The organism is Moellerella wisconsensis, from assembly GCF_022592395.1.
Lineage (GTDB): Bacteria > Pseudomonadota > Gammaproteobacteria > Enterobacterales > Enterobacteriaceae > Moellerella > Moellerella wisconsensis.
On the sequence record NZ_CP093242.1, the window covers coordinates 3,179,182 to 3,201,148 of the forward strand.

Here is a 21,967-nt window from a genome sequence, read left to right on the forward strand (position 1 = left end):
AGGCATCGGTGTAGTTTTAGCCGAGCCATAACCCTGCAATAATATGCTGTACTTTGTCATAACCTGGATCATCTTTTTGAAGACTGTATTTATCACCATAAAATAGAGTATTGTCTTGCTTGCCATGTAAAAGCCAAAATCGTTTCTGATCTGCCTTCTGTAAGGAATAAAAGTTTTTCCCAATGACTTCATGTAAATCTGAAAACATAGTATCAATGTATGTTGTTTTCCAGATATCAAAATGCTTGATGTAATAGTCACAGAGTTCTTTAAATACGCCATTGATATCATTTCCGGCATCAATAAACTCTCTGATTATGTCTTGAAATTGAGGCTTACAAGCATTGCTGAGTGTTATTGGGCGATGGCAATATCGACACACTTTCTGAATAGGTAAGATGAAAGGAGATGCTTCTTGTTGAGGCGATGTATTGGTAATTTCCTTTACAGGATTAATAATCTCATTTGTGGCACTAAAAGATTTAGCTTGAGCAGGCTCATCATCATTACTATAACAATCAGGTATTGAGGGAATAAATGTTGAATGGCAGGGACAAGAACTGAAGCTTTCTAATGTGCCAGCATGTTTCCTATCTTCAAGCCACATGTCACTCATACCACCGATAATATGATAAGCCCCAGAATGCTTACCGCAACTGACCAAATCCCCTTCTTGAGCGCCCGCAACGCCATACCATTGCATGCTCTGATCGCCCGTTAGAATTTGACCACCGCACGTTGTTTTATCGCCAACCCGTAAAAAAATCCTAGAACCATTCCTTATCCTTAACTGATTCGTTTAAAGAGTTATTTTTGATCTCTTAAGCTATATTTACAAGTTAATCGTTCCGTTATTGAGAATGTGGCATGAGTTAATCATTAATTGGATTAATCGAGGCTTACTAGCACGGACAACAACGGAGGAATAACTTCACGCATTGCCGTTTTCTCTGTTTCATTCCCCATCAGCGATAAAACATGCTCGCGACACTCGTAGACAACATCATCGGCAGACTAACCAAACGCACCACCTGCGACAATGTTGTATTCCAATTCGGGTGTTTTAATAATCGATAGACGATAGCCACCAACGGTTATCGGGGGATTATAGACACCTTGGTTCAAATACAGCCCAACGGCTTTAGCAGCAAGTTGAGCACGCTCATCATCATTTTGATGAGGCTCTAATTGACCACATTTCGCAAGTGCTTGTTTAATCTGTGCGATACTCATTTTTGTAAGGGGCAACTAAAATTGGAGATTGTTTTAGGCAGTTTTTTTGTAATTTATGCTCATATTGCACTGGCGATATATTTCCCAATCTTAAATGTTTTCTTTTTTGATTATAGAACATTTACCATTTCTTTTAACACACACGAAATCGTGAGGCCGTAATTATATGTAATGAATATTTTAAGTTAATGGGCATGCCCCACAAAAACGCGGGATACAAACCATTCGGATACTATATTATTTAATATTGCTTGATTCTGATATTTCGATCAGTTTTTTGTATTCGGGTTTTGTATTTCCATTATATATTACGGTTCCGTCGGGATATATCATTGATGTATCGCCATCTTGGCTTTTCCTTCCTTGCCAATGAGTTAAGAAATTTTTTTTATATAAAATAGTTAGATTAATTTTTTTACCGTTATATATTTTGTATGTAATGACATCATATTTGCCTATCAACCAAAAATTTTTTACATGCTCTCCCAAAAAACGTTCACTAATCAATGGGAATAATATTAACTGCTCATTGATATTTCCTGATTTTTTCTCATAACCTCCATCAAAAGTCGCTGGAGCGTTATTGTCCAGCACAAAAGTGGCTTCCGCGCCAAAGTTTTTTGATATTAATGGATCTATCTTAGACGGATCTTTGAGTTTAACTTCAAACGTTATATTACTGAGTTTCCAATCGCATTTACCTCCCCCATATTTGGGTATATTGGCTTTCACTTGATTTAACTGCCCCGTTAACAGTGTATACGTCGCTCGATGAAAACCAGGGACGCTATTCGACGCCATATTGGCGGTTCGTCGGGCTTTTCGGCAAATTTCAGAACGGTACATGGCGGAAATGGGTAACGCTTCCAGTTCAGTGGGAACAGTGGCACTGAAATGAAGATTTTCACCACTCACTGGCGGTGAAAAGACCTCACTTTGTGCGCATCCGGATAAAAAAAACAGACTGAATAGCGATGTTAGCGCAGATTTAGGACACGGAAATTTCACGGACACTCTCCCTATAGCGCAAAAGGGCGCGCTTTAATGATTCATTTTGATTGACGTTTTGCGCAAAATTTTCGTGCAACTTGCTTTCGACTAGCACGGACAACAACGGAGGAATAACTTCACGCATTGCCGTTTTCTCTGTTTCATCACCCATCAGTGATAAAACATGCTCGCGACACTCGTAGACAACATCATCGGCAGACTAACCAAACGCACCACCTGCGACAATGTTGTATTCCAATTCGGGTGTTTTAACAATCGATAGACGATAGCCACCAAAGGTTATCGGGGGATTATAGACACCTTGGTTCAAATACAGCCCAACGGCTTTAGCAGCAAGTTGAGCACGTTCATCATCATTTTGATGAGGCTCTAATTGACCACATTTCGCAAGTGCTTGTTTAATCTGTGCGATACTCATTTTTGTAAGGGGCAACTAAAATTGGAGATTGTTTTAGGCAGTTTTTTTGTAATTTATGCTCATATTGCACTGGCGATATATTTCCCAATCTTAAATGTTTTCTTTTTTGATTATAGAATATTTACCATTTCTTTTAACACAAACGAAATCGTGAGGCCGTAATTATATGTAATGAATATTTTAAGTTAATGGGCATGCCCCACAAAAACGCGGGATACAAACCATTCGGATACTATATTATTTAATATTGCTTGATTCTGATATCTCAATCAGTTTTTTGTATTCGGGTCTAACTTCTCCATAAACGATATCGCCATTGGGGTAAGTCATAAAAGGTCTATTATTATTTTGTTTACCAGTCCAAACTGAAAGCATCTTTTCTTTATAAACGATATTTAGGTTGATGCTATTCGACATACTAACTTTATATGTTAATGGATCACTTTTACCAATTAGGGATGATTCAAAAATATTACCACCCATAAAATCTTTACTTAAAAGAGGAAAAAAAATTAATGTTTCATTGATATTTCCTGTCTTTTTTTCGAACCCCCCATCAAAAACTTGAGGGGCATTATGATCAACCACAAAAGTGGCTTCCGCGCCAAAGTTTTCAGTAATTAAAGGATCTATCTTAGACGGATCTTTGAGTTTGACTTCAAACGTTATATTACTGAGTTTCCAATCGCATTTACCTCCCCCTGATTTGGGAATATTGGTTTTCATTTGATTTGACTGTCCCATTGATAGTACATAAGTGACGCGATGAAAACCAGGGACGCTATTCGACTCCATATTGGCGGTTCGTCGGGCTTTTCGGCAAATTTCAGAACGGTACATAGCAGAAATGGGTAACGCTTCCAGTTCACTTGGAACAGTGGCACTGAAATGAAGATTTTCACCACTCACTGGCGGTGAAAAGACCTCACTGTGAGCGCATCCGGATAAAAAAAACAGACTGAATAGCGATGCTAATGCAGATTTAGGACACGGAAATTTCACGGACACTCTCCCTATAGCGCAAAAGGGCGCGCTTTAATGATTCATTTTGATTGACGTTTTGCGCAAAATTTTCGTGCAACTTGCTTTCGACTAGCACGGACAACAACGGAGGAATAACTTCACGCATTGCCGTTTTCTCTGTTTCATTCCCCATCAGTGATAAAACATGCTCGCGACACTCGTAGACAACATCATCGGCAGACTAACCAAACGCACCACCTGCGACAATGTTGTATTCCAATTCGGGTGTTTTAACAATCGATAGACGATAGCCACCAAAGGTTATCGGGGGATTATAGACACCTTGGTTCAAATACAGCCCAACGGCTTTAGCAGCAAGTTGAGCACGTTCATCATCATTTTGATGAGGCTCTAATTGACCACATTTCGCAAGTGCTTGTTTAATCTGTGCGATACTCATTTTTGTAAGGGGCAACTAAAATTGGAGATTGTTTTAGGCAGTTTTTTTGTAATTTATGCTCATATTGCACTGGCGATATATTTCCCAATCTTAAATGTTTTCTTTTTTGATTATAGAACATTTACCATTTCTTTTAACACACACGAAATCGTGAGGCCGTAATTATATGTAATGAATATTTTAAGTTAATGGGCATGCCCCACAAAAATGCGGGATACAAACCATTCGGATACTATATTATTTAATATTGCTTGATTCTGATATCTCAATCAGTTTTTTGTATTCGGGTAAAATATCTCTAGTTTTTTCTTGCTTTCCATTAGGATAAATAAGTGTAGCCATAGCACCATCTTCTTTCTTTTTTATACCAATAAAGTAACTTTTCATGTCAGATTTATAGTCAATGTTGATATTGATATTTTGAGCGTTCTTTACTTTAAAAGTCATCGTTTCATATTTTGCTATTAATCTGAATTGTTTAACGTATCCATTTAAAAAGAAGTCACTGATTAAAGGAAATAAAACTAAGGTTTCATTGATATCCCCTGTCTTTTTTTCGAAACCTCCATCAAAAGTCGCTGGAGCGTTATTGTCCAGCACAAAGGTGGCTTCCGCGCCAAAGTTTTCAGTAATTAAAGGATCTATCTTAGACGGATCTTTGAGTTTAACTTCAAACGTTATATTACTGAGTTTCCAATCGCATTTACCTCCCCCATATTTGGGTATATTGGCTTTCACTTGATTTAACTGCCCCGTTAACAGTGTATACGTCGCTCGATGAAAACCAGGGACGCTATTCGACTCCATATTGGCGGTTCGTCGGGCTTTTCGGCAAATTTCAGAACGGTACATAGCAGAAATGGGTAACGCTTCCAGTTCACTTGGAACAGTGGCACTGAAATGAAGATTTTCACCACTCACTGGCGGTGAAAAGACCTCACTTTGAGCGCATCCGGATAAAAAAAACAGACTGAATAGCGATGTTAGCGCTGATTTAGGACACGGAAATTTCACGGACACTCTCCCTATAGCGCAAAAGGGCGCGCTTTAATGATTCATTTTGATTGACGTTTTGCGCAAAATTTTCGTGCAACTTGCTTTCGAGTGCCATGAACGTGATATTTCGTTGCGCATTCAATTTATAGGCATCGTCATGATGGACTAACCCATCAAATCGTTGTCTTGATGTGACTTGTAGTGGGGTTTTTGTCGGCGCTAAGACACTGAGTAATTGGTTACTGATAATCGCTTGATACTTACTGCCCATGAAATGGTCAGTTGCCATCGTCATGATGGTATCTAATGTCGGGTTATTTCCTTGAGGGAAAATTTCATCGAGGATAGTGGCGTTCCCTCGGATGGATTGCACATAGGCATGCTGTTCTTTTTCCAGTCCTCGTTCTAATGCGTTAGCGAGACTCGGCACTAAATAAAACTTATAAGCCCCATTCATGCGCCAGCGTTTTTTACCCACCGTTGCCCCTGTGTGGGTATATTGTATTTCCTCACCAATTTGCCGGGCTTCAAAGAAACTGACCGTCTTGCCGTGGTGGTAATAGACTTCCCCGATATCGGGAAGGACTTTTTGCAGTGGCATGGTCGGTAGCGTTGCTAATGTCCAGCTAAACCCAAAAATGGTACCCAGTAACCCATAGGCTTCAAATAACCAGTTATCCATGTTGGTATCAAAGGGAACACTGGTGACCGTATCGGCATCGTTGATGTGCCGAAAGTGGATGAGTGACAATAAGGCTTTGACACCGCTCCCTGTGAAAACGCGCGGGCTGCCATAGGTGTATAAGAGTGGATTATTGTTCCTTAATTCGGTGGCGTGCAATAACGCAAGAGCGCCGCCTAAGCTGTGTCCAGTGATAAATAATTTTTTATATGCTGATTTATTTTTAGCATCTGTAATTTTAGTTTGAAAATATTTTTCAATACACTGATACGCTTCTAAGAAGCCTTTATGAACTTTAGCTTTGTCAGCGGACAGAATATTTTTCGGGCAAGGGATCGGCCGATAAGTTCCGTCGGTGAGTGCATCTCTCGCACTGGCAGTTCCTCGCCATGCGGCAATAATTTGCGTGTCGTTTTCCACAAAAAACATTTGCGTGTCATGTTCGAATTTCTCGGGCGAGTCGACTTGAGCTATATCTAAGTAAATAGCCGGTTGATAGCGTGCACTAAATGGAACATCAGTGACAATCGCCGGATACACGGACGCGTCGTTAATTTCGGGGGCTTTGGATAAATCAAAACACTGCTGATAGAAAAACGACGTCGTGGTATCCGGTGTGCGGATAAATTCACGCATGTCTTCGATTTCATCAGGGTCAATCATGACTTCATTTTTATACACGAGCAATGACATTAACCCTAAGTTATAGGCATTAATCATATCGTACTCGGGGGTATGATTAAGGACTAAAGACCACGCTCTAAAGGGGCAAACTTCAATGACATTGCACTGATTAAAATGGTCATGACTAAAGGCGAATCCGCTAAAGTCATTGTCTTTTGGGAAATGGTAATAAGGTAACCCAAATTTTGATTGTTCCCATTGGGCGATATCTGGAGCGCGGTCACACAATTCGCCAATGACGGCGTAGTGATAATGATAGCCGCTGGATTCTGCTTGCGGTTTGACGGACGAATGCGCTTCACCACGTAATACTCGCAAGGGTCTATTTTCCATTTCATCCGTGAGTTTTTGGGCTGAAAGCGTTAATGTTGCTTGTGTTCGTGGGAGGTTTTCTTCACGAAAATATCCAGTAGTGCTTGTTGCTCCGTGTTTTATGATGCGGTCGCCCACCTTTAAGGTGTAGGGAATTTCAGATAAAGGCATGCCGGATTCGTCAAGGAGTACGCATTCAATCCAATGGCTTAGTTTGTCATTATCTTTGTCTGAAGAGGAATTCTCGTATTCGGAATAAGGTACAGACTCACTGGAAGACAACGGGGAATAACTATCAGAGATTGAAGGGATAAAACGAGATTTGCATGGACAAGAGCTAAAGCTTTCTAATGAACCCGCATGTTTCCTATCTTCAAGCCACATGCTGCTAATACCACCGAGAATACGATACATTCCTGAGTGTTTACCGCAACTGACCAAATCCCCTTCTCGAGCGCCCGCAACGCCATACCATTGCATGCTCTGATCGCCCGTTAGAATTTGACCACCGCACGTTGTTTTATCCCCGACTCGCAAAAAATATCCGATAGCCATAAATTTACCTTAAGTTATTTTAATGTGATTCTCCGAGTCTTTATTCATATTTGCAACTTTTTTCGTTCGGGATATCCCTTTTATGTTAAACGGGCGAGTTAGATAGACAAAACCGCCCGTTCATCCGCATCAGAGCACCTCAGCACGATTTTACGCATAAATCCCCCCCATAAAACTCAATCCCCCCTAAAAGTTTAGAGCAGTTTCTGTGGCGTTTGATGGCTTGTTAATATTTCTTTTTTGGAGTGTATTTTGAATGTATTTTGAGTATGAAGAACGTGAAAATATTAGTATTTGAATATAATAGCGAGGTAATATCCCGCGAGTTTAACAGACATTAGATACCTGAACTTTAGTGAAAGATGGCCACATAGTAACCAGTAAAAGGATAGCCTGCAAAAGCAGGCTATGTAATACATCTCAGTCACTGACTATCACGTTATTAATCATAAAATATCAGCATTAAATCCCCTTCGCGGATCACTCGTGGCTGATGAGGTAATGCGGCTAATATCGTCTTCTGACTGGCATCAATCACAATAGCAACATGGCGATAATCATTTTTAGCTAATAATTCATTCAGTTGTGATAATGAATAAAAGCGATCATTGACATCAGGATATGCTAATCCATAAGCTAACTCGCCTTTTTGGTGCAGCATAGTAATATCTGAACGTTTTAATACCCACGCTAAGCTAGTACCTAACCCTACATTATTAGTCATCAAATACTGTTTATCTGCTAACTGATGCTGATATTTTTCAATGACTTGCTGAGGCGTATTATTACTGGCAATTTTTTGAGGAATAGCATAGCCCACGGTTAAACTTAGCACTAAAGTACACGCTCCCGCGAGATACCAAAAACGTTTCTTGAATGTAAACAACGCCACAATCGCCCAGAATAAGAATGAACCGACGGCTAATAATATTTTATCACTTTCTTCGGCACCATAAACTCGCCATTGTGTAAAGTAATTAGAGAGGATAATCGCGGTGGCTCCCGCTAAACCAATCAGTAAATTAATTATTCCATTTAATTTAATCAGCGTGGTTTTATGTTGGGATAAATAGCTCTCTAAATATGAAGCAATTAAAATAGAAACGGGCGCAATACACGGCAGAATATAAGTTAATAGTTTGCCTTTAGTAATACTAAAAAATATAAAGGGTAAAATAAACCAAAGAAGATAATAATAATTTATGCCTTTATTCTTAAAGGCTCTATATAACGCATTGAAAAAATACCCTAACCACGGCAATAAACCCACTAATAATATTGGAATATAAAACCAAAAAGGAGATTTATTTTGTGCATTATCCGACATAAAACGCTGAATATGCTCAACCCAGAAAAAATAATTCCAGTAATCAGGCTGTTGCTTAGCTATTAACCAAACCCAGGGTAAACAGACCAAACACGCCGAAAATAATGAGACCAAAGAAAATAAAATTACCTGTTTAAACTGCCGGTAATAAATAGCCGCAACCCCCATAATTAAAGCAGGAAGTAAAAAGGCTAAAAAGCCTTTGGTCAAGAAACCGCCCCCACAAGCGACCCCTAACAATAGATATGCAGCCAGCTTGTGCTTAATACTGCGGGCTGCAAGCCCCCATTGAAAGCAGAACATCATCATGGTGACAAATGCGGTAAGAATAGGATCCAGTACATTATAAGTACCAATCGTAAATACAATAAAGGTGGATAAATAAATAAATACGGCGTTATAGGCTAATCGACGATTATTCCAAGCCAACATTGCCGACAAATAAATAAACAATCCACTAATTAATGTACTAAATACTACCCCGAGGCGAACAGAAAGATTACTTTCACCGAATAATACTTGGAAAATAGCATTAATCCAGTAGCCCATTACTGGCTTCTCAAAATAACGAATATCGAGTAATTGTGGAATAACCCAATTATGGCTTAAAATTAATTCCCGGCTAATTTCAGCATAACGAAGCTCATCGGGTTGCCAAAGTAAGCGCCCATTAAGCGGTAAGAAATAAGTTAAAATGACAAAGATCAGTAATAATAACCATTTACTCCATTCAGATGTTCTTTGTTGCATACTCTCTCTAAACCCTTCTTATTTTGAAGAATAAAAATATGAAAATATAAAATACCGCATACGACTTGACGATGAGTGACGTCAAAAGGAAACGTCGATTAAACATAAAGGCATTTTTTGCTAAGCATAACCTGATTATAAATAATAGAAATAAATTTTTGCTAAACCATTTTTGCTAAACCATGATTAATTTTAAATTAGGCTTAGCTTATTAGAACCAATAACGGCAGATATTGAGCAAATATTAACTTAATCTGTGGGTATTAATCGCATGACAATACGATATATTGAGAAATAGAGTACACCTAAACCAGCCCCAAAATAGTAATAAACAGGATTAGCCGCCTTCAGAATAAAAAGCGGCGAGAGAAATATTAGATTGTTGCATCAAGGGCTTGCTTAAGATCTGCTAAAATATCATCGATATGTTCGATACCAATCGATAGACGGATCATATCGCGTGAAACGCCAGCCTGAGCTAATTCTTGATCATTCAGTTGACGATGCGTGGTGGAAGCAGGATGACAGGCTAAAGATTTAGCATCACCGATATTAACTAATCGTACGATTAATTTTAGCGCATCAATAAATCGACTCCCCGCGGCTACGCCACCTTTAATCCCAAATGACATGATTGATGCAGGTTTGCCGCCCATGTATTTCATCGCCAATGCATGCTCAGGATGGTTTGGCAGTCCCGCATATTTAACCCACGAAACTTGTGGATGTGTTCCCAAAAATTCAGCGACTTTTCGCGCATTTTCAGTATGACGTTCCATCCGCAAGGCTAAAGTTTCTAATCCTTGGAGAATTAAAAACGCATTAAACGGCGATAACGCCGCACCTGTTCCGCGTAAGGGCGCTACCCGGCAACGAGCAATAAATGCCGCCGCGCCAAAATGTTCGGTATAACTCACACCGTGATACGAAATATCAGGCTCGTTCAAAATAGCAAAACGCTGTTTATGCTGCGCCCATGGGAATTTACCCGAATCAACGACCATGCCACCAATAGAGGTTCCATGACCGCCTATATATTTGGTTAATGAATGCACCACGATATCTGCGCCAAATTCAAATGGACGGCATAAGCATGGCGTCGCCACGGTATTATCAACAATCAACGGAACACCATGGCGATGAGCAGCTTCGGCGAGGGCTTGAATATCCACAATAAAACCGGCTGGATTAGTGATTGATTCACAAAAAACTGCTTTAGTTTTATCATCGATTAAAGCTTCTAACGCCGCGATATCATCATGTTCAGCAAAGCGCGTTTCAATGCCAAAACGTGGCAGGGTATGCGCCAATAAGTTGTAGGTTCCACCGTATAATTTAGCCACAGAAACCATATTATCCCCCGCTTGAGCAACAGTTTGAATAGCATAGGTAATTGCTGCCATGCCCGAAGCTACCGCTAATCCAGCAATTCCGCCTTCGAGTGCAGCGACGCGTTTCTCCAGTACATCATTGGTGGGATTCATAATACGAGAATAAATATTGCCAGCTACTTTTAAATCAAATAAATCAGCCCCGTGCTGGGTATCATCAAATGCATACGAGGTGGTCTGATAAATCGGGACGGCAACAGCTTTAGTGGTCGGGTCTGGCGAATAACCTGCATGAATAGAGAGTGTTTCTAATTTCATTACGATGTCCTTTAATTACCCATATTCGTTATTTTTATTGATGCTATTTATGCTGATCTCAGAGACTAAACTTGAAGAAAATAAGCGAATAAACCGGAAAAGTGCAGTTTAAATAATTATTTTTTCATTAATAAATAGCCACATGAATAGCTAAATAAATAGCTAAATAAATAGCCAGATGATTTTTTCAATCAGTCAGATAGCTAATCGAATCGAATAAAATCTAAGATAAGCCGGTTAATTGATATTACCGGAGACTGTCTGGGGCGCAATCCTAAAACATGTTGAAATTATTTCACTTTAAATTGATGTCATATTCATAATATCAACGTTGCCGCTTATTTTTAGCCCGCTAGGCTATTTCCTCCCCCTGACTAAAAAATTAACCATTAACCATTAACCATTAACCATTAACCATTAACAATATTTATCCTCGCTGGGGATAACATTTAGCGCAAAAAAAGAACAGCCTATAAATAGACTGTTCTTTGTTGTACTGTTCTTTGTTGTACTGTTATTTTTACTGTCGTTTCTACTGTTGTTTCTACATATCAGTAGATTATAACGCTATTGGTACTAATATTTCCGTCGCGATAATCACTACCACCAGCCCAACTAAAACAGGCACCGACGTTCTTTTCACCACTTCAAACGGGGAAATTTTAGCCATACCAGATACCGCAACTACCACACCAGACACCGGCGACATAGTACGTCCAAGATTGGAAGCTTGTAGCATAGGGATGACTAAATAAGCCGGATTAATATTCATTTGGGTGGCTAAACGCGGGATTAATTCGACAAAAGCATAAAATGGTGCATTGCCTGAGCCCGTAGTCATCGCGGCCAGCATAGTAATAATAACCAATGCAATCATCATTACGATAGCGCCGGAGCCAAATGACTGAGCCATATCAATCAGGCCGCTGATAAAGCCCACGGTACTTAATCCTTGGGCAAAAACTCCAGCAGCCACCAATAACATGACCACGGTAGCAAATGCATCCGCCATGCCGCGGTAACAGACATCTAAGCCGCCATAAACGTGCTTAGCACTGAAACTTCGCACAAATTCTATTAATGCCGTCAGAATAATGCACCCAACGATAATAGTGACAATATGCAGTTCAGGCGCCCATTTACCATCAAAAACTAATACACCAATAATGGGGGTAAAAGGTAAAATGGCATAAAATTTAGGGGCATTAGTTGTTATATCTTTAACATCCAGCATTTCTGTTTCGATATGCTCGCGTCTATCCAGAAAGCGCTGCCAAAAGAAATGGGCAATCGCCATTGCGATAATCGCTACGATAGATATCGGTAACGTGGTCTTAAAGGCAAAATCAATCAGTGGCATTTTAGAGGCTTCGGCCGCAAGGATAACATCCCCCGACGTCGGAGCTAAAATGATCGCCGCCGGTGAAGCACATATTGCCGCCGCTGCGCCGCGACTAATGCCTACATTCACCATAATTGGGAATAAGGTGGCCATTAATAACACGCCTAACCCTGTCGCGGATGAAACCGCTAATGACATCAAACAAGCGATAATATAGGCCGCAATCATCAAAATGTACGGTGAGTTGATCATTCTTAGCGGTTTTGAAGCGATTTTAACCACTACATCATTGGCGCCAATATGGGTCATGTAAGATGCAAAACCACATAGCACCATGATCATCATTCCGAGATCGCCGCCTCGGCTCATCAATAAGAACTTGATGTATTCTAAAATATCAGTCGCTTTCCAGCCTGTCGCGGCGGCTTTGGCCGGTAAAATATCTTTGCCAAGAAACGCACTGATAATTAATAACAAAATCCCACCGGTCATCAATACGCCGGTAGCCGAATAGCCTTTAATGATGTATCGCCCAACCCCTATCGCGACAATCACGCCTATTAATAGATCGATCATTCCTGTCTCCTGCCCATAAATTTTTTATAATAAATAAATTGGTACTTAATGTGCCTAATAAATCAATTGCGCTTAATGATATTGATCATATCCGCGGTGTGTTTTCACCAGAATATTTTCGGGTCTCTTTTTATAAAAATACCGCAATACAATATATTACTACGCGAGATTTTACTAAACACCACATCATAATCCGGCGGTAAATCACTAAATAGCTCATGCAATCCGATTACCGTATAAATTAATTTAATTTAACTTAATTTAGTTTTAGTCCGTTTGCTAAGGTTAGGCTGTGTGCATGTTACGTGCATATTATGTGCATATAAAGACAGGGGTTTTTATGGGTAAATTATTGATAAATAATAAAAAATAGATAATGATAAATAGATAACCCGTTAGACATAACGGATTGGGAAATAAGGCTTGAAGAATAACGCGATTAAACCTATAAAAAAACTCTCTTCAGCCACATAATGCTAACTAAAGAGAGCTAATATGAAAACGTAATCTATCAATAATTAGATAAATGACGAATTAAAAGAAGTATTTAAAGCGTGCACGCACTCCGTAGCGGTCATCATCTCGGCCAGAAACCATATCTTTCTGATCGGCATCAATTTTCGAGTAATATCCACCCAGATAAATTTTATAGTTATCCAAATCTAGGATTTTAGGAATTTCATACGAAACAAACACGGTATGCAGATCATATTTGCCAGGAACCGCATTCAGCGACGAGTTATCGCTATTAAGTACATCGGTATTAAATGTACGGATATCATTATGCGCGTAAATATAACCTAACTGTGCTTTACGCCATAAAATATTTCCTCCCGCAGTGAAATCTTTTTCACCGGTGGCATCCATATATGCCGTACTCAAGGTCGCAACTATACCGTTGTCAGGATCGTTCTCTAACGTGTCCCATGCCAAGGTTAAACCATAACCATTACGCTTGGACATATCTTTCCATTTGCCTTCGACATTATTTGCATACGCGCCATAGGCATTATTGATGACTTGTGATTCCATACCGGCCGCCACTTTAAAGCTATCTTGTTGCCATGCAATAACTGGACGCATATAAATAACATTTTTCTTATTTTTCAATTCATAGCCGTGATAAGTTGGATCTTCACCGCCAAATAGCGACGTCCCTTCTTCAACTAACGCATTTAACTCAAAATACCAATTATCAAGCGATTTGCTAATCTGAACACTGCCCCCGTCACCAGAACGACCGCGGCCTTCTTTCATCATATAAATATAACCGAAGCCATCCTCATACAAATCGTTTGAGGTATTCCCGGAATATTCAACAAACGTATCTTGGCCTAATGGGAACATGTCATAGGCTTCATAGCGGCCTAATTTAACTTCCCAGTTATCTTTTTGACCAAAATAAAAGGCGGCATCATCAAGATTCATTGAGCCGGATAAATCGGCTAATGGCTGAACGGTAAAGCCGGCATAATTACCGTTATGTAATTCACGCTCACCATCTAAACCAATCAAAATGCGCCCATTAATATCCCAATTATCACTTTTTCCAGCGTCAGAATTTTTACCTAATGCGGTTCTAACCGAGCTAATTTGACCCTGTTTACTGGCGCCGTCCATATTAAACTCAACATCACCGTATAATTTTAGTTCGCCAAGTTTATCGTCATGCAGCACCATGCCTTGCGCGGGCTGTTGATCGTGACTTGCCAATACAGGGGCAGAAGCGGCGACGGTCGCAGGAGCCGCAGGGGCAGGGGCTGCCATCATCATCTGCTCTAATCGCTGGGCTTTCTGCTCTGCGGCCGTTGCACGAGCTTCGGCCTGAGCGGCACGCTGCTCTAATACTTGCAATCTAGCTTCAATACGACTTAAATCGGTATCTGCAGTTGCAGACATAGATAACGCAGCCAGTACACTCCCGGCTACCATAGTTAAACTAATCGCCTTCATGATACATCCCTATGTTTAATTACATATATATCAATTTATTATGATGCCATAGCATCATGCTATTATGGCCAGTTGACTCAGACTCGTCGGATACATGCTTTTATTTGTTCCAATAGAAACACCAACAGTACATATAAAAGGATGTTAACGATAACAGCACTAAAAGCCAAAGGCAGATTAGCCTATTTTTAAAGCTTTTCAAGATAAAAAATGACGTTTTTTGACCAAGCTTACAAACTTATTCATTATTGCTTAGCTAAGATAACTAATTATTAATATTGAAATAATATAGATATACAGATTAATAATTCTTGGAGGGAGTTATAACATAAAGATATTTATACAAAATAATGACGATCACTATTTTAGGGGGTGAGATATAAAACGATGGGTTGGCAAAAAGTAGCCACTCGCATGGGTAATATAGAGAACGCAAAACATCAATTTTTAGATAATAAGAATACAGGCAAAATTGATGTTTTATCCGCTGAGTTAATCCGCTGAATTAGCATTAAATTGTTCAAAAATCATATCGCCAGAAAATCCCTTATATTGCAAATAACGGATCTGTTTAGCTTTCTCTTTAAAATCTTTAGGTATATCAGTACCAAATTTCTTGATACGGCTTTCTTCTGCGAGCGCAAACCAATCAATATCACAATGCAGAAAAACATGATCAATCAACTCTGCCGCAAACCCTTTTTGGCGTAAAGTTTGTTTGATACGGTTCGGCCCATAAGGCTTGCGGGCATAACTGCGTAAATACACCTCGATAACGCGCTGATCATCCAGATAATTTAATTCCATTAGGCGCTGAATCACATTATCAATAATTAGATCATCAACTTTACCGTCATTTTTTTCATAAACACGTTGTCTGATCCGGGTTCGTAATTCGCCGGTCGCATAATCACGCCGAGAAAGTAAAAATAACGCGTATTGATAAAGCTCGTTTTCTTTCATGATAATACTCTGTAGATATCCATGTTGATCACCATAACAGCTAACCCCCTATCAAAGTAGCCGGGACTGTCTTAGCAATTCAATAATGCCGTTAACTAAGTTATATTACGAGAATTAAAATGACATCACATTAATAACGTAATTCGAGGTAATATAGATATGTCTGACTTGACTGAGAAACAGAAAGAATTTGTTGATGATTTGGCTATGCAGCAAGTGAATTCCATGAATAACGATGATGTTTTTATTCATGCCGTCGAACAAAAAGTCAATGAGATGGAAACCCATGTAAAAGAATATTTTCATCAGCGACTGCACTTTCATCGACAAAATAAAAATAATCCATCGACAAAATAAAAATCATCGATCAATCCGAGATTATTCAATAATGGGGAATCGCTCCCCATTATTTCAGCCTAATCACATTCCTTTTACACGGCAAAAATCGCCCCCAACTATTTCGCGATAAAAACCATTCCCTAAATCAATTAAATAAAATAGCCACCACAAAAAAAGACAAATCACGATCTGCATTGGATTATTTTATATCGCTAAAGTTGCATAAATTATAAAAAATAACCGGTTAAATAAAAATAAAATTACATAACTGATTAAAAAAAACGCATATTAACCACTTTATAACTGGGGTTACCTGCCTAATAACTCATCAAATTTACCTTAATTCATCAGGTTAACGCCCGAAACAATTAAAATAAACTAATAAGTTTATGGGTGTTATTATGCGCATATAAAAATAAATAACTAATTTTTAATATAATTAAAGTTACTTTACATAGATAATAAAATTATACAGAAGTTTACCTTAAGCGAGAGGGATAAAAGTAGCTCAGAAAAATTTTATCTGCTACCATTCGCTCGATTTTTGTTCAGAGCAACCGAGGAGAAGCTATGCCCTCTCGAACGATGGGGACAAATGCCGTCTTCGCTTTCTTGATTTTACTGTTTTTTGCGGGAGCCAGTTATGGCTCAACCAGCACAAGTACACGATTAACTAAAGAGTATTCGACGAAAACCACAGTGGCACAAACTGCCTTGCCGGATTTACGACAATACCCGTCAGGTACACCGCGTAAGAAAGCGTTTTTAAAAGTTATTGTCCCGGTGATTGAAATGGTCAATCGCGAAATTATGCAAGATCGTAATTGGTTACTTTCTGTGCGTAAAAATAAAAAATGGAGTGCTCGAGAGCTAAAGCGCTTGGCGCAAGTGTGCCAAAGCTACGGACTCACGTGTCATTCCCCAAAAAAGATCAATTGGAATAAACTGTTAAGCCGTGTGGATATCATGCCAACTCATTTTGTCGTCACACAGGCAGCCACAGAATCAGGTTGGGGAACCTCTAAATTAGCAATACAAAATAATAATTTGTTTGGTATGCGTTGCGGTCGCGGTTGTAAAGCTACCCCGGGCAAACTAAAAGGTTATTCGGCTTACGGATCAGTGTATGAATCTGTCTCAGCCTATATGAAAAACATGAACACCCATAATGCCTACGAGTCACTGAGAACCTCGAGAGCAAAACAACGAGAAACCTTAGATTCTTTGGATACTGAAAAATTAATCCGCGATCTAAAAGGTTATTCTCAATTAGGTTCATCTTATAATCGCTACTTACAAGAAATCTATTCGAGTAACGAAAAATTGATTACACAAGCACAAAAAATTGCATTAAATCGTATTTAACCGGCAAAACATCCGCGGAAATATGATTAGAAATCCACTTTGAGAAATTAAAGTGGATTTTTTCTTTTACCTTATTGCAACTATGTTGATTATTCATAATATGGTGGAAACTTTTTAGTACGATGCTCAACAACCAGAGTCTGATATGAATTTTTTCTCTTTTGAGTTTCTTGGCTGTTTTCTGATCTTCTTTCTACTGTATTGGGGATGCCAACCCAGTGCCAAATTACAAAATGGCCTGTTAATTACCGCCAGCTATTTTTTTGTTTATTCCTTTAGCCCTGACTATGCGTATATTTTATTCGGCTATACACTATTTATTTATATTTTAACTCATTGGCTCACTGATAGATTACCCACAAAATGGATTTATACATTACTAGCCATCGCTATTATCGGCTGTTTTACTGTTTTTAAATATTATTCATTCTTTCAGGAAACACTATTACAGACACTGACCAAATTTGGTTTAAGCGTAGAGCTGCCAGTCATCGACCTGCTGGCTCCATTAGGATTGTCATTTTATGCTTTCCATTCAGTAAGCTATGTTGTTTCAGTCTGCCGTAAAGAAATGCCCAAAGCCGACTTTTTTGATGTCGTTCTCTATTTGAGTTTTTTCCCTAGTATTGTGGCTGGGCCGATTAATCGCGCCAAAGTTTTTATTCCGCAAATACAGGTCGACACCCGCACTATTTTAACGGCTCGCAAAGCGATTTTATTAATCACACTAGCAATCACTAAATTATTTCTATTTAGCTCGTGGTTATCGGATAATTTTGTTACGCCAGTATTTGATGCCCCCTCCAGTTTTAATGCGGGAGAGATAATTGTCGCCGTTTATGCATATGCATGGCACATCTATTTTAATTTCTCCGGGTATACCAATCTCGTCACCGGTATCGCCTTATTATTGGGCTTTAAAGTACCAATCAATTTTAATGCGCCTTATATGGCTTCCAGTTTGAAAGATTTTTGGGGGCGCTGGCATATTAGTTTATCGACCTTTATTCGCGATTATATTTATATTCCGTTAGGTGGGAGTCGCAAAGGATTTTCCCGAACAAATATCAATCTATTACTAGCCATGGTTATTTCCGGATTATGGCACGGCGCAGCGATGACTTTTATTATTTGGGGAGCGATCCACGGATTAGGCATGGTATTGCTGAATATTAAGCATTTCTGTCTGGATAAGCTCAAACTGACTGGGCGGTTTATTTCTCCCTCGATATCTGTAATAACTTCACGCGTCATCACTTTTCATTTTGTTTGCTTCGCGTGGATTTTCTTCCGTAGTCAAACCTCTGACGACGCATTAATGTTATTACGCCAGATTGGGGCACCGGGTTTCCTTGAGGCGTTAAGCACAAGTATCGTGGCGCTAAGTGGATTCTGGTTACTGTTTATTGGCTATCCCTATTGCGTTCGCGGCTATCATTTTATGGCTAAATATCATCAAAAAGTGGCGTGGTACTTCTACCCTGTTCCTTTAGCCCTTATCTTGACTATCGTCTTTATGTTATCTCCCTCTGGAATGCCAGGATTCATTTATGCCAATTTCTGAGACAACGTCTGAGTTTTCTAAAAACTGTATAAAAGCCGGACAAATACTGGTTATTGTTGTCATTGCGGGGCTATTGCTTATCTGGCTGAACCAAAGTTCATTAGAACGTTTTTGGCAACAACAATATCACCGTAGTGCGCCTTGGATCAGCTTATCCGGTCATCCCGTCTGGGATTATGGCGCCTACTTGCAAGAGGGCGCATTAGCCGCAGGTGAGGCTTTTGCCTATCATGCTTCAGGGCAACAAGCCGTCGATCAAAAACAACAAAATCAAATAGCCGAAACCGCAACGCATCAATCATTTACCTTTCCTGCGGCCTTTATCACTGGGTTACATTTTATTAATGGCTATACACGCCCAGCAACCAGCCTATCGTTAACCTTTCCTGAATTGCTTAATCGAAAAACCTCATTACCCGCAACAAATATTTTGCTCACCGGCAGCTCCGTACACACACGGCCGATTGAGCCAAAAACACAGGTGGTATTAGCCCCGGGAGATAAAGTCCTGTTTGCTGGGGATTCGATGATGCAAGGTGTGGCACCACATTTAAAGCGCATGCTGTTTAAAAACTACGGTATTGATAGCCTGAACCTCAGCAAACAAAGTACAGGGCTGGCTTATCCGCGTTTTTTCAATTGGCCACAAACCATTACTAATGCCTTAGAAAACAACCCAGATATTCGATTATTAGTGGTATTTTTGGGCCCCAATGACCCGTGGGATATGCCGCCAGACACCGGCGGCAAATATGTCAAATTTAAAAGTGAAGCTTGGGAGTTAATGTATAGACAACGCATTAATGCTATTCTATCGACTGCTCGCCAGCATAATGTAGATGTTATCTGGATTGGCCCACCGAATATGAAGAAAAACTCTCTCTCTGAGGGAATGAAATATCTGCGCGCATTGTATCAATCTGAAGTCGAACAAAACGGCGATATCTATCTCTCGACAAATGATATATTCAAATACCAAGATGATTCATATTCAGACTACTTTGGTGATGGCAGCAGCCAAATCAAATTACGCAGTGGCGATGGCATCCATTTCAGTTTGAAAGGGCAACAAGCCATTTCAGACCAAGTCTTCTCATTCATCAAATTTAAACCGCAAGCTGAAGGAACCAATGAAACTGAACAGACAGCCTCGCACTAAATACCGTCTAGGGGCAGCAGTGATTATTTCTGTTATGTCTCTGGGGTTACTTTCTTGCCAGAAAGAGCGCATTAATACCCCTATTCTGCCTGAAAAAACAGTCAGCGGTGATAAAACTCAGCAACTGATCAACTACGCTGAACCCAATTTACGCCGACTCGCCACTAAGCTACATCAAGGCCATCAGCAAGTTCATATTGTACAAATCGGCGATTCACATACCGCCGCTGATTTTTTTAGCGGAACATTAAGAACGCTGTTTCAGCAACGTTATGGCAATGCCGGCCCCGGTTTTGTGCCCCCGGTGTCTATCCCCGGGCAACGCACTGCCACCATTAATCGCATCACCGCCGATAAAAAATGGACCCTATTTACCAGCCGTAAAGACAATCGCAGTGATTACCCCCTCGGAGGATTGGTTGCTCAGCCCCGCACCAAGAACGCTGAAGTTCAGCTCAAAGAGTTTAAGCCGACCGGTGATCGCTATCAATTACAAGCTCTTTATCAATCACCACTAAACGCGAAGCTAAGCGTACAACCTTCCCCTAATGGCGCGGTTTCTTTACCGGCCACTGGCGCTGAGTGGCGTTTTTCTGCCCCTGTAAGTACTCAACTCCCGGCAATGGCTACGTTTTCTCAATATGATGAGATTAAACTGGGTGGATGGTTTATCAAATCCCAACATCCCGGCGTCATTTTATCCGCCTTAGGCATTAATGGGGCCACCATTAATATGCTGGATAAATGGCAAACCGGCTGGGAACAAACCTTAGCGCAATTATCCCCCGACATGGTGATTTTAGCCTATGGTACCAATGAAGCGTTTAACGATAATTTAGAGATCAGTGCCTATCGCCAAGGGCTGAAAGATAAAATCCGTTTAATTCGCCAACAAATGCCTAACGCAGTGATTTTATTAGTCGGTCCCAATGATTCACTGAAGTTTAAAACCGCCAACGGCTGCGCCGCCCAGCAACCGGTACATCTTAATAATGTGATTGCCGCACAAAAAGCCGTCGCCAGTGAAGAACGGACATTATTTTGGGATTGGCGCGAATTTATGGGCGGATCATGCTCGATTAAAACCTGGTCAGCCCAAGAGTTAGCCCGTCCGGATGGAGTTCATTTATCCGCCTCTGGATATGAAAAAAGTGCCCAAGCGCTTTATTCTCAATTAAATCAATTATTACGCTGAGTTAACTCTCGCGTTTAAACCGATTCGCATCGATGAAATAACTAAAAATACCGCCACCGTTTGGATTTTTCCGGCGGTGTCGCAAAATTCTGGTGGTCGCTATCTGGATAGCGCATATACACAACGATGCTAGCGAAAAACACTCGGGTGGCGGACAGTCATAATCTAATCATTCAGGACACTTTATTAGAGGTTTATTAGACAACATTCACCGACTCATAAAAGAGATCATTGAAAAAGGGGTTGCCTTGAGCGGCTGAATCTACCTCCGCCGTCTGTACCATGTCAATGAACAACGACAAAAATCACACTGAAATTTAATAAGCATCAGAACAAAAATTCAACCGGGCTGTCGCCGTATGTGGATTAAATTACGATAGCTAGATTTTTATCTAGCTATTAACGTAGGCAGATACCGCATTCGGCAGATGATAACGGTATTACCACTGGTTGCTAATTATCTATAATAGA

The 21,967-nt window shown here is 40.0% G+C and carries 18 protein-coding genes; 5 read left to right on the plus strand and 13 right to left on the minus strand.

Annotation, left to right across the window (positions count from 1 at the left end; translation table 11 throughout):
• Positions 1-16: 16 nt before the first annotated feature.
• The 13 genes from MNY66_RS13855 to MNY66_RS13915 all read right to left on the minus strand — a co-directional run bounded on the left by MNY66_RS13855 (position 17) and on the right by MNY66_RS13915 (position 15,874).
• Positions 17-703 carry a PAAR domain-containing protein gene (locus MNY66_RS13855; RefSeq protein WP_241501092.1) on the minus strand — a complete coding sequence of 229 codons (687 nt, stop codon included), beginning with the start codon at positions 701-703 and terminating at the stop codon, positions 17-19.
• Positions 704-1,014: 311 nt separating this feature from the next.
• Complete coding sequence (locus MNY66_RS13860) at positions 1,015-1,233, minus strand: hypothetical protein (RefSeq protein ID WP_241501093.1); 219 nt, start codon at positions 1,231-1,233, stop codon at positions 1,015-1,017.
• 237 nt (positions 1,234-1,470) lie between these two features.
• Positions 1,471-2,241, minus strand: coding sequence for a hypothetical protein (locus tag MNY66_RS13865; RefSeq protein WP_241501094.1), 771 nt, complete (start codon positions 2,239-2,241; stop codon positions 1,471-1,473).
• 202 nt (positions 2,242-2,443) lie between these two features.
• Positions 2,444-2,662, minus strand: coding sequence for a hypothetical protein (locus tag MNY66_RS13870; protein ID WP_053907512.1), 219 nt, complete (start codon positions 2,660-2,662; stop codon positions 2,444-2,446).
• Between the two features lie 237 nt (positions 2,663-2,899).
• The gene (locus tag MNY66_RS13875; RefSeq protein WP_241501095.1) at positions 2,900-3,664 is read right to left on the minus strand and encodes a hypothetical protein; all 765 of its coding nucleotides are present in this window, start codon (positions 3,662-3,664) and stop codon (positions 2,900-2,902) included.
• Between the two features lie 202 nt (positions 3,665-3,866).
• Positions 3,867-4,085, minus strand: a complete 219-nt coding sequence (locus tag MNY66_RS13880) for a hypothetical protein (RefSeq protein WP_053907512.1) — start codon at positions 4,083-4,085, stop codon at positions 3,867-3,869.
• Between the two features lie 237 nt (positions 4,086-4,322).
• The gene (locus tag MNY66_RS13885; protein WP_241501096.1) at positions 4,323-5,099 is read right to left on the minus strand and encodes a hypothetical protein; all 777 of its coding nucleotides are present in this window, start codon (positions 5,097-5,099) and stop codon (positions 4,323-4,325) included.
• Positions 5,080-7,314: a lipase family protein gene (locus MNY66_RS13890; protein ID WP_241501097.1), complete on the minus strand. Its 2,235-nt coding sequence runs from the start codon at positions 7,312-7,314 to the stop codon at positions 5,080-5,082. Before MNY66_RS13890 ends, MNY66_RS13885 begins: the two co-directional genes overlap by 20 nt.
• A 442-nt stretch (positions 7,315-7,756) precedes the next feature.
• Positions 7,757-9,391: a lipid IV(A) 4-amino-4-deoxy-L-arabinosyltransferase gene (gene arnT, locus MNY66_RS13895; protein ID WP_047256546.1), complete on the minus strand. Its 1,635-nt coding sequence runs from the start codon at positions 9,389-9,391 to the stop codon at positions 7,757-7,759.
• 374 nt (positions 9,392-9,765) lie between these two features.
• Complete coding sequence (locus tag MNY66_RS13900; RefSeq protein ID WP_241501098.1) at positions 9,766-11,040, minus strand: bifunctional O-acetylhomoserine aminocarboxypropyltransferase/cysteine synthase; 1,275 nt, start codon at positions 11,038-11,040, stop codon at positions 9,766-9,768.
• A 559-nt stretch (positions 11,041-11,599) separates the two neighbouring features.
• Entirely contained in the window at positions 11,600-12,958 is a 1,359-nt protein-coding gene (gene dcuC / locus MNY66_RS13905; RefSeq protein WP_047256548.1) for an anaerobic C4-dicarboxylate transporter DcuC, read from the minus strand.
• A gap of 534 nt (positions 12,959-13,492) precedes the next feature.
• On the minus strand, positions 13,493-14,911 hold the full coding sequence (locus MNY66_RS13910) for a carbohydrate porin (protein ID WP_241501099.1): 1,419 nt from the start codon (positions 14,909-14,911) through the stop codon (positions 13,493-13,495).
• Positions 14,912-15,403: 492 nt separating this feature from the next.
• Positions 15,404-15,874, minus strand: coding sequence for a regulatory protein RecX (locus tag MNY66_RS13915; protein WP_047256550.1), 471 nt, complete (start codon positions 15,872-15,874; stop codon positions 15,404-15,406).
• A gap of 159 nt (positions 15,875-16,033) precedes the next feature.
• On the opposite strand from MNY66_RS13915, the gene MNY66_RS13920 reads away from it, so the two are divergent.
• From MNY66_RS13920 to MNY66_RS13940, 5 genes are all read left to right on the plus strand, one after another.
• Positions 16,034-16,231, plus strand: a complete 198-nt coding sequence (locus tag MNY66_RS13920; protein ID WP_241501100.1) for a DNA polymerase III subunit theta — start codon at positions 16,034-16,036, stop codon at positions 16,229-16,231.
• Between the two features lie 552 nt (positions 16,232-16,783).
• Complete coding sequence (locus tag MNY66_RS13925; protein ID WP_047256552.1) at positions 16,784-17,578, plus strand: protein bax; 795 nt, start codon at positions 16,784-16,786, stop codon at positions 17,576-17,578.
• Between the two features lie 145 nt (positions 17,579-17,723).
• Positions 17,724-19,142 (plus strand): MBOAT family O-acyltransferase, encoded by a 1,419-nt coding sequence (locus MNY66_RS13930; protein ID WP_241501101.1) that lies wholly within the window; start codon positions 17,724-17,726, stop codon positions 19,140-19,142.
• Positions 19,129-20,301, plus strand: a complete 1,173-nt coding sequence (locus tag MNY66_RS13935) for an SGNH/GDSL hydrolase family protein (RefSeq protein ID WP_241501102.1) — start codon at positions 19,129-19,131, stop codon at positions 20,299-20,301. The genes MNY66_RS13930 and MNY66_RS13935 overlap by 14 nt, the downstream gene beginning before the upstream one ends.
• A complete protein-coding gene (locus MNY66_RS13940) occupies positions 20,273-21,496 on the plus strand; it encodes an SGNH/GDSL hydrolase family protein (RefSeq protein ID WP_047256555.1) in 1,224 nt (407 codons plus the stop codon). Before MNY66_RS13935 ends, MNY66_RS13940 begins: the two co-directional genes overlap by 29 nt.
• Positions 21,497-21,967 lie beyond the last annotated feature (471 nt).

Excerpts from the sequence above, each read along its gene's own strand:
- MNY66_RS13855 (WP_241501092.1), bottom strand. The coding sequence starts at position 703 with ATGCAATGGTATGGCGTTGCGGGCGCTCAAGAAGGGGATTTGGTCAGT.
- MNY66_RS13860 (WP_241501093.1), bottom strand. The coding sequence starts at position 1,233 with ATGAGTATCGCACAGATTAAACAAGCACTTGCGAAATGTGGTCAATTA.
- MNY66_RS13870 (WP_053907512.1), bottom strand. The coding sequence starts at position 2,662 with ATGAGTATCGCACAGATTAAACAAGCACTTGCGAAATGTGGTCAATTA.
- MNY66_RS13880 (WP_053907512.1), bottom strand. The coding sequence starts at position 4,085 with ATGAGTATCGCACAGATTAAACAAGCACTTGCGAAATGTGGTCAATTA.
- MNY66_RS13890 (WP_241501097.1), bottom strand. The coding sequence starts at position 7,314 with ATGGCTATCGGATATTTTTTGCGAGTCGGGGATAAAACAACGTGCGGT.
- arnT (WP_047256546.1), bottom strand. The coding sequence starts at position 9,391 with ATGCAACAAAGAACATCTGAATGGAGTAAATGGTTATTATTACTGATC.
- MNY66_RS13900 (WP_241501098.1), bottom strand. The coding sequence starts at position 11,040 with ATGAAATTAGAAACACTCTCTATTCATGCAGGTTATTCGCCAGACCCG.
- dcuC (WP_047256548.1), bottom strand. The coding sequence starts at position 12,958 with ATGATCGATCTATTAATAGGCGTGATTGTCGCGATAGGGGTTGGGCGA.
- MNY66_RS13910 (WP_241501099.1), bottom strand. The coding sequence starts at position 14,911 with ATGAAGGCGATTAGTTTAACTATGGTAGCCGGGAGTGTACTGGCTGCG.
- MNY66_RS13915 (WP_047256550.1), bottom strand. The coding sequence starts at position 15,874 with ATGAAAGAAAACGAGCTTTATCAATACGCGTTATTTTTACTTTCTCGG.
- MNY66_RS13920 (WP_241501100.1), top strand. The coding sequence starts at position 16,034 with ATGTCTGACTTGACTGAGAAACAGAAAGAATTTGTTGATGATTTGGCT.
- MNY66_RS13925 (WP_047256552.1), top strand. The coding sequence starts at position 16,784 with ATGCCCTCTCGAACGATGGGGACAAATGCCGTCTTCGCTTTCTTGATT.
- MNY66_RS13930 (WP_241501101.1), top strand. The coding sequence starts at position 17,724 with ATGAATTTTTTCTCTTTTGAGTTTCTTGGCTGTTTTCTGATCTTCTTT.
- MNY66_RS13935 (WP_241501102.1), top strand. The coding sequence starts at position 19,129 with ATGCCAATTTCTGAGACAACGTCTGAGTTTTCTAAAAACTGTATAAAA.
- MNY66_RS13940 (WP_047256555.1), top strand. The coding sequence starts at position 20,273 with ATGAAACTGAACAGACAGCCTCGCACTAAATACCGTCTAGGGGCAGCA.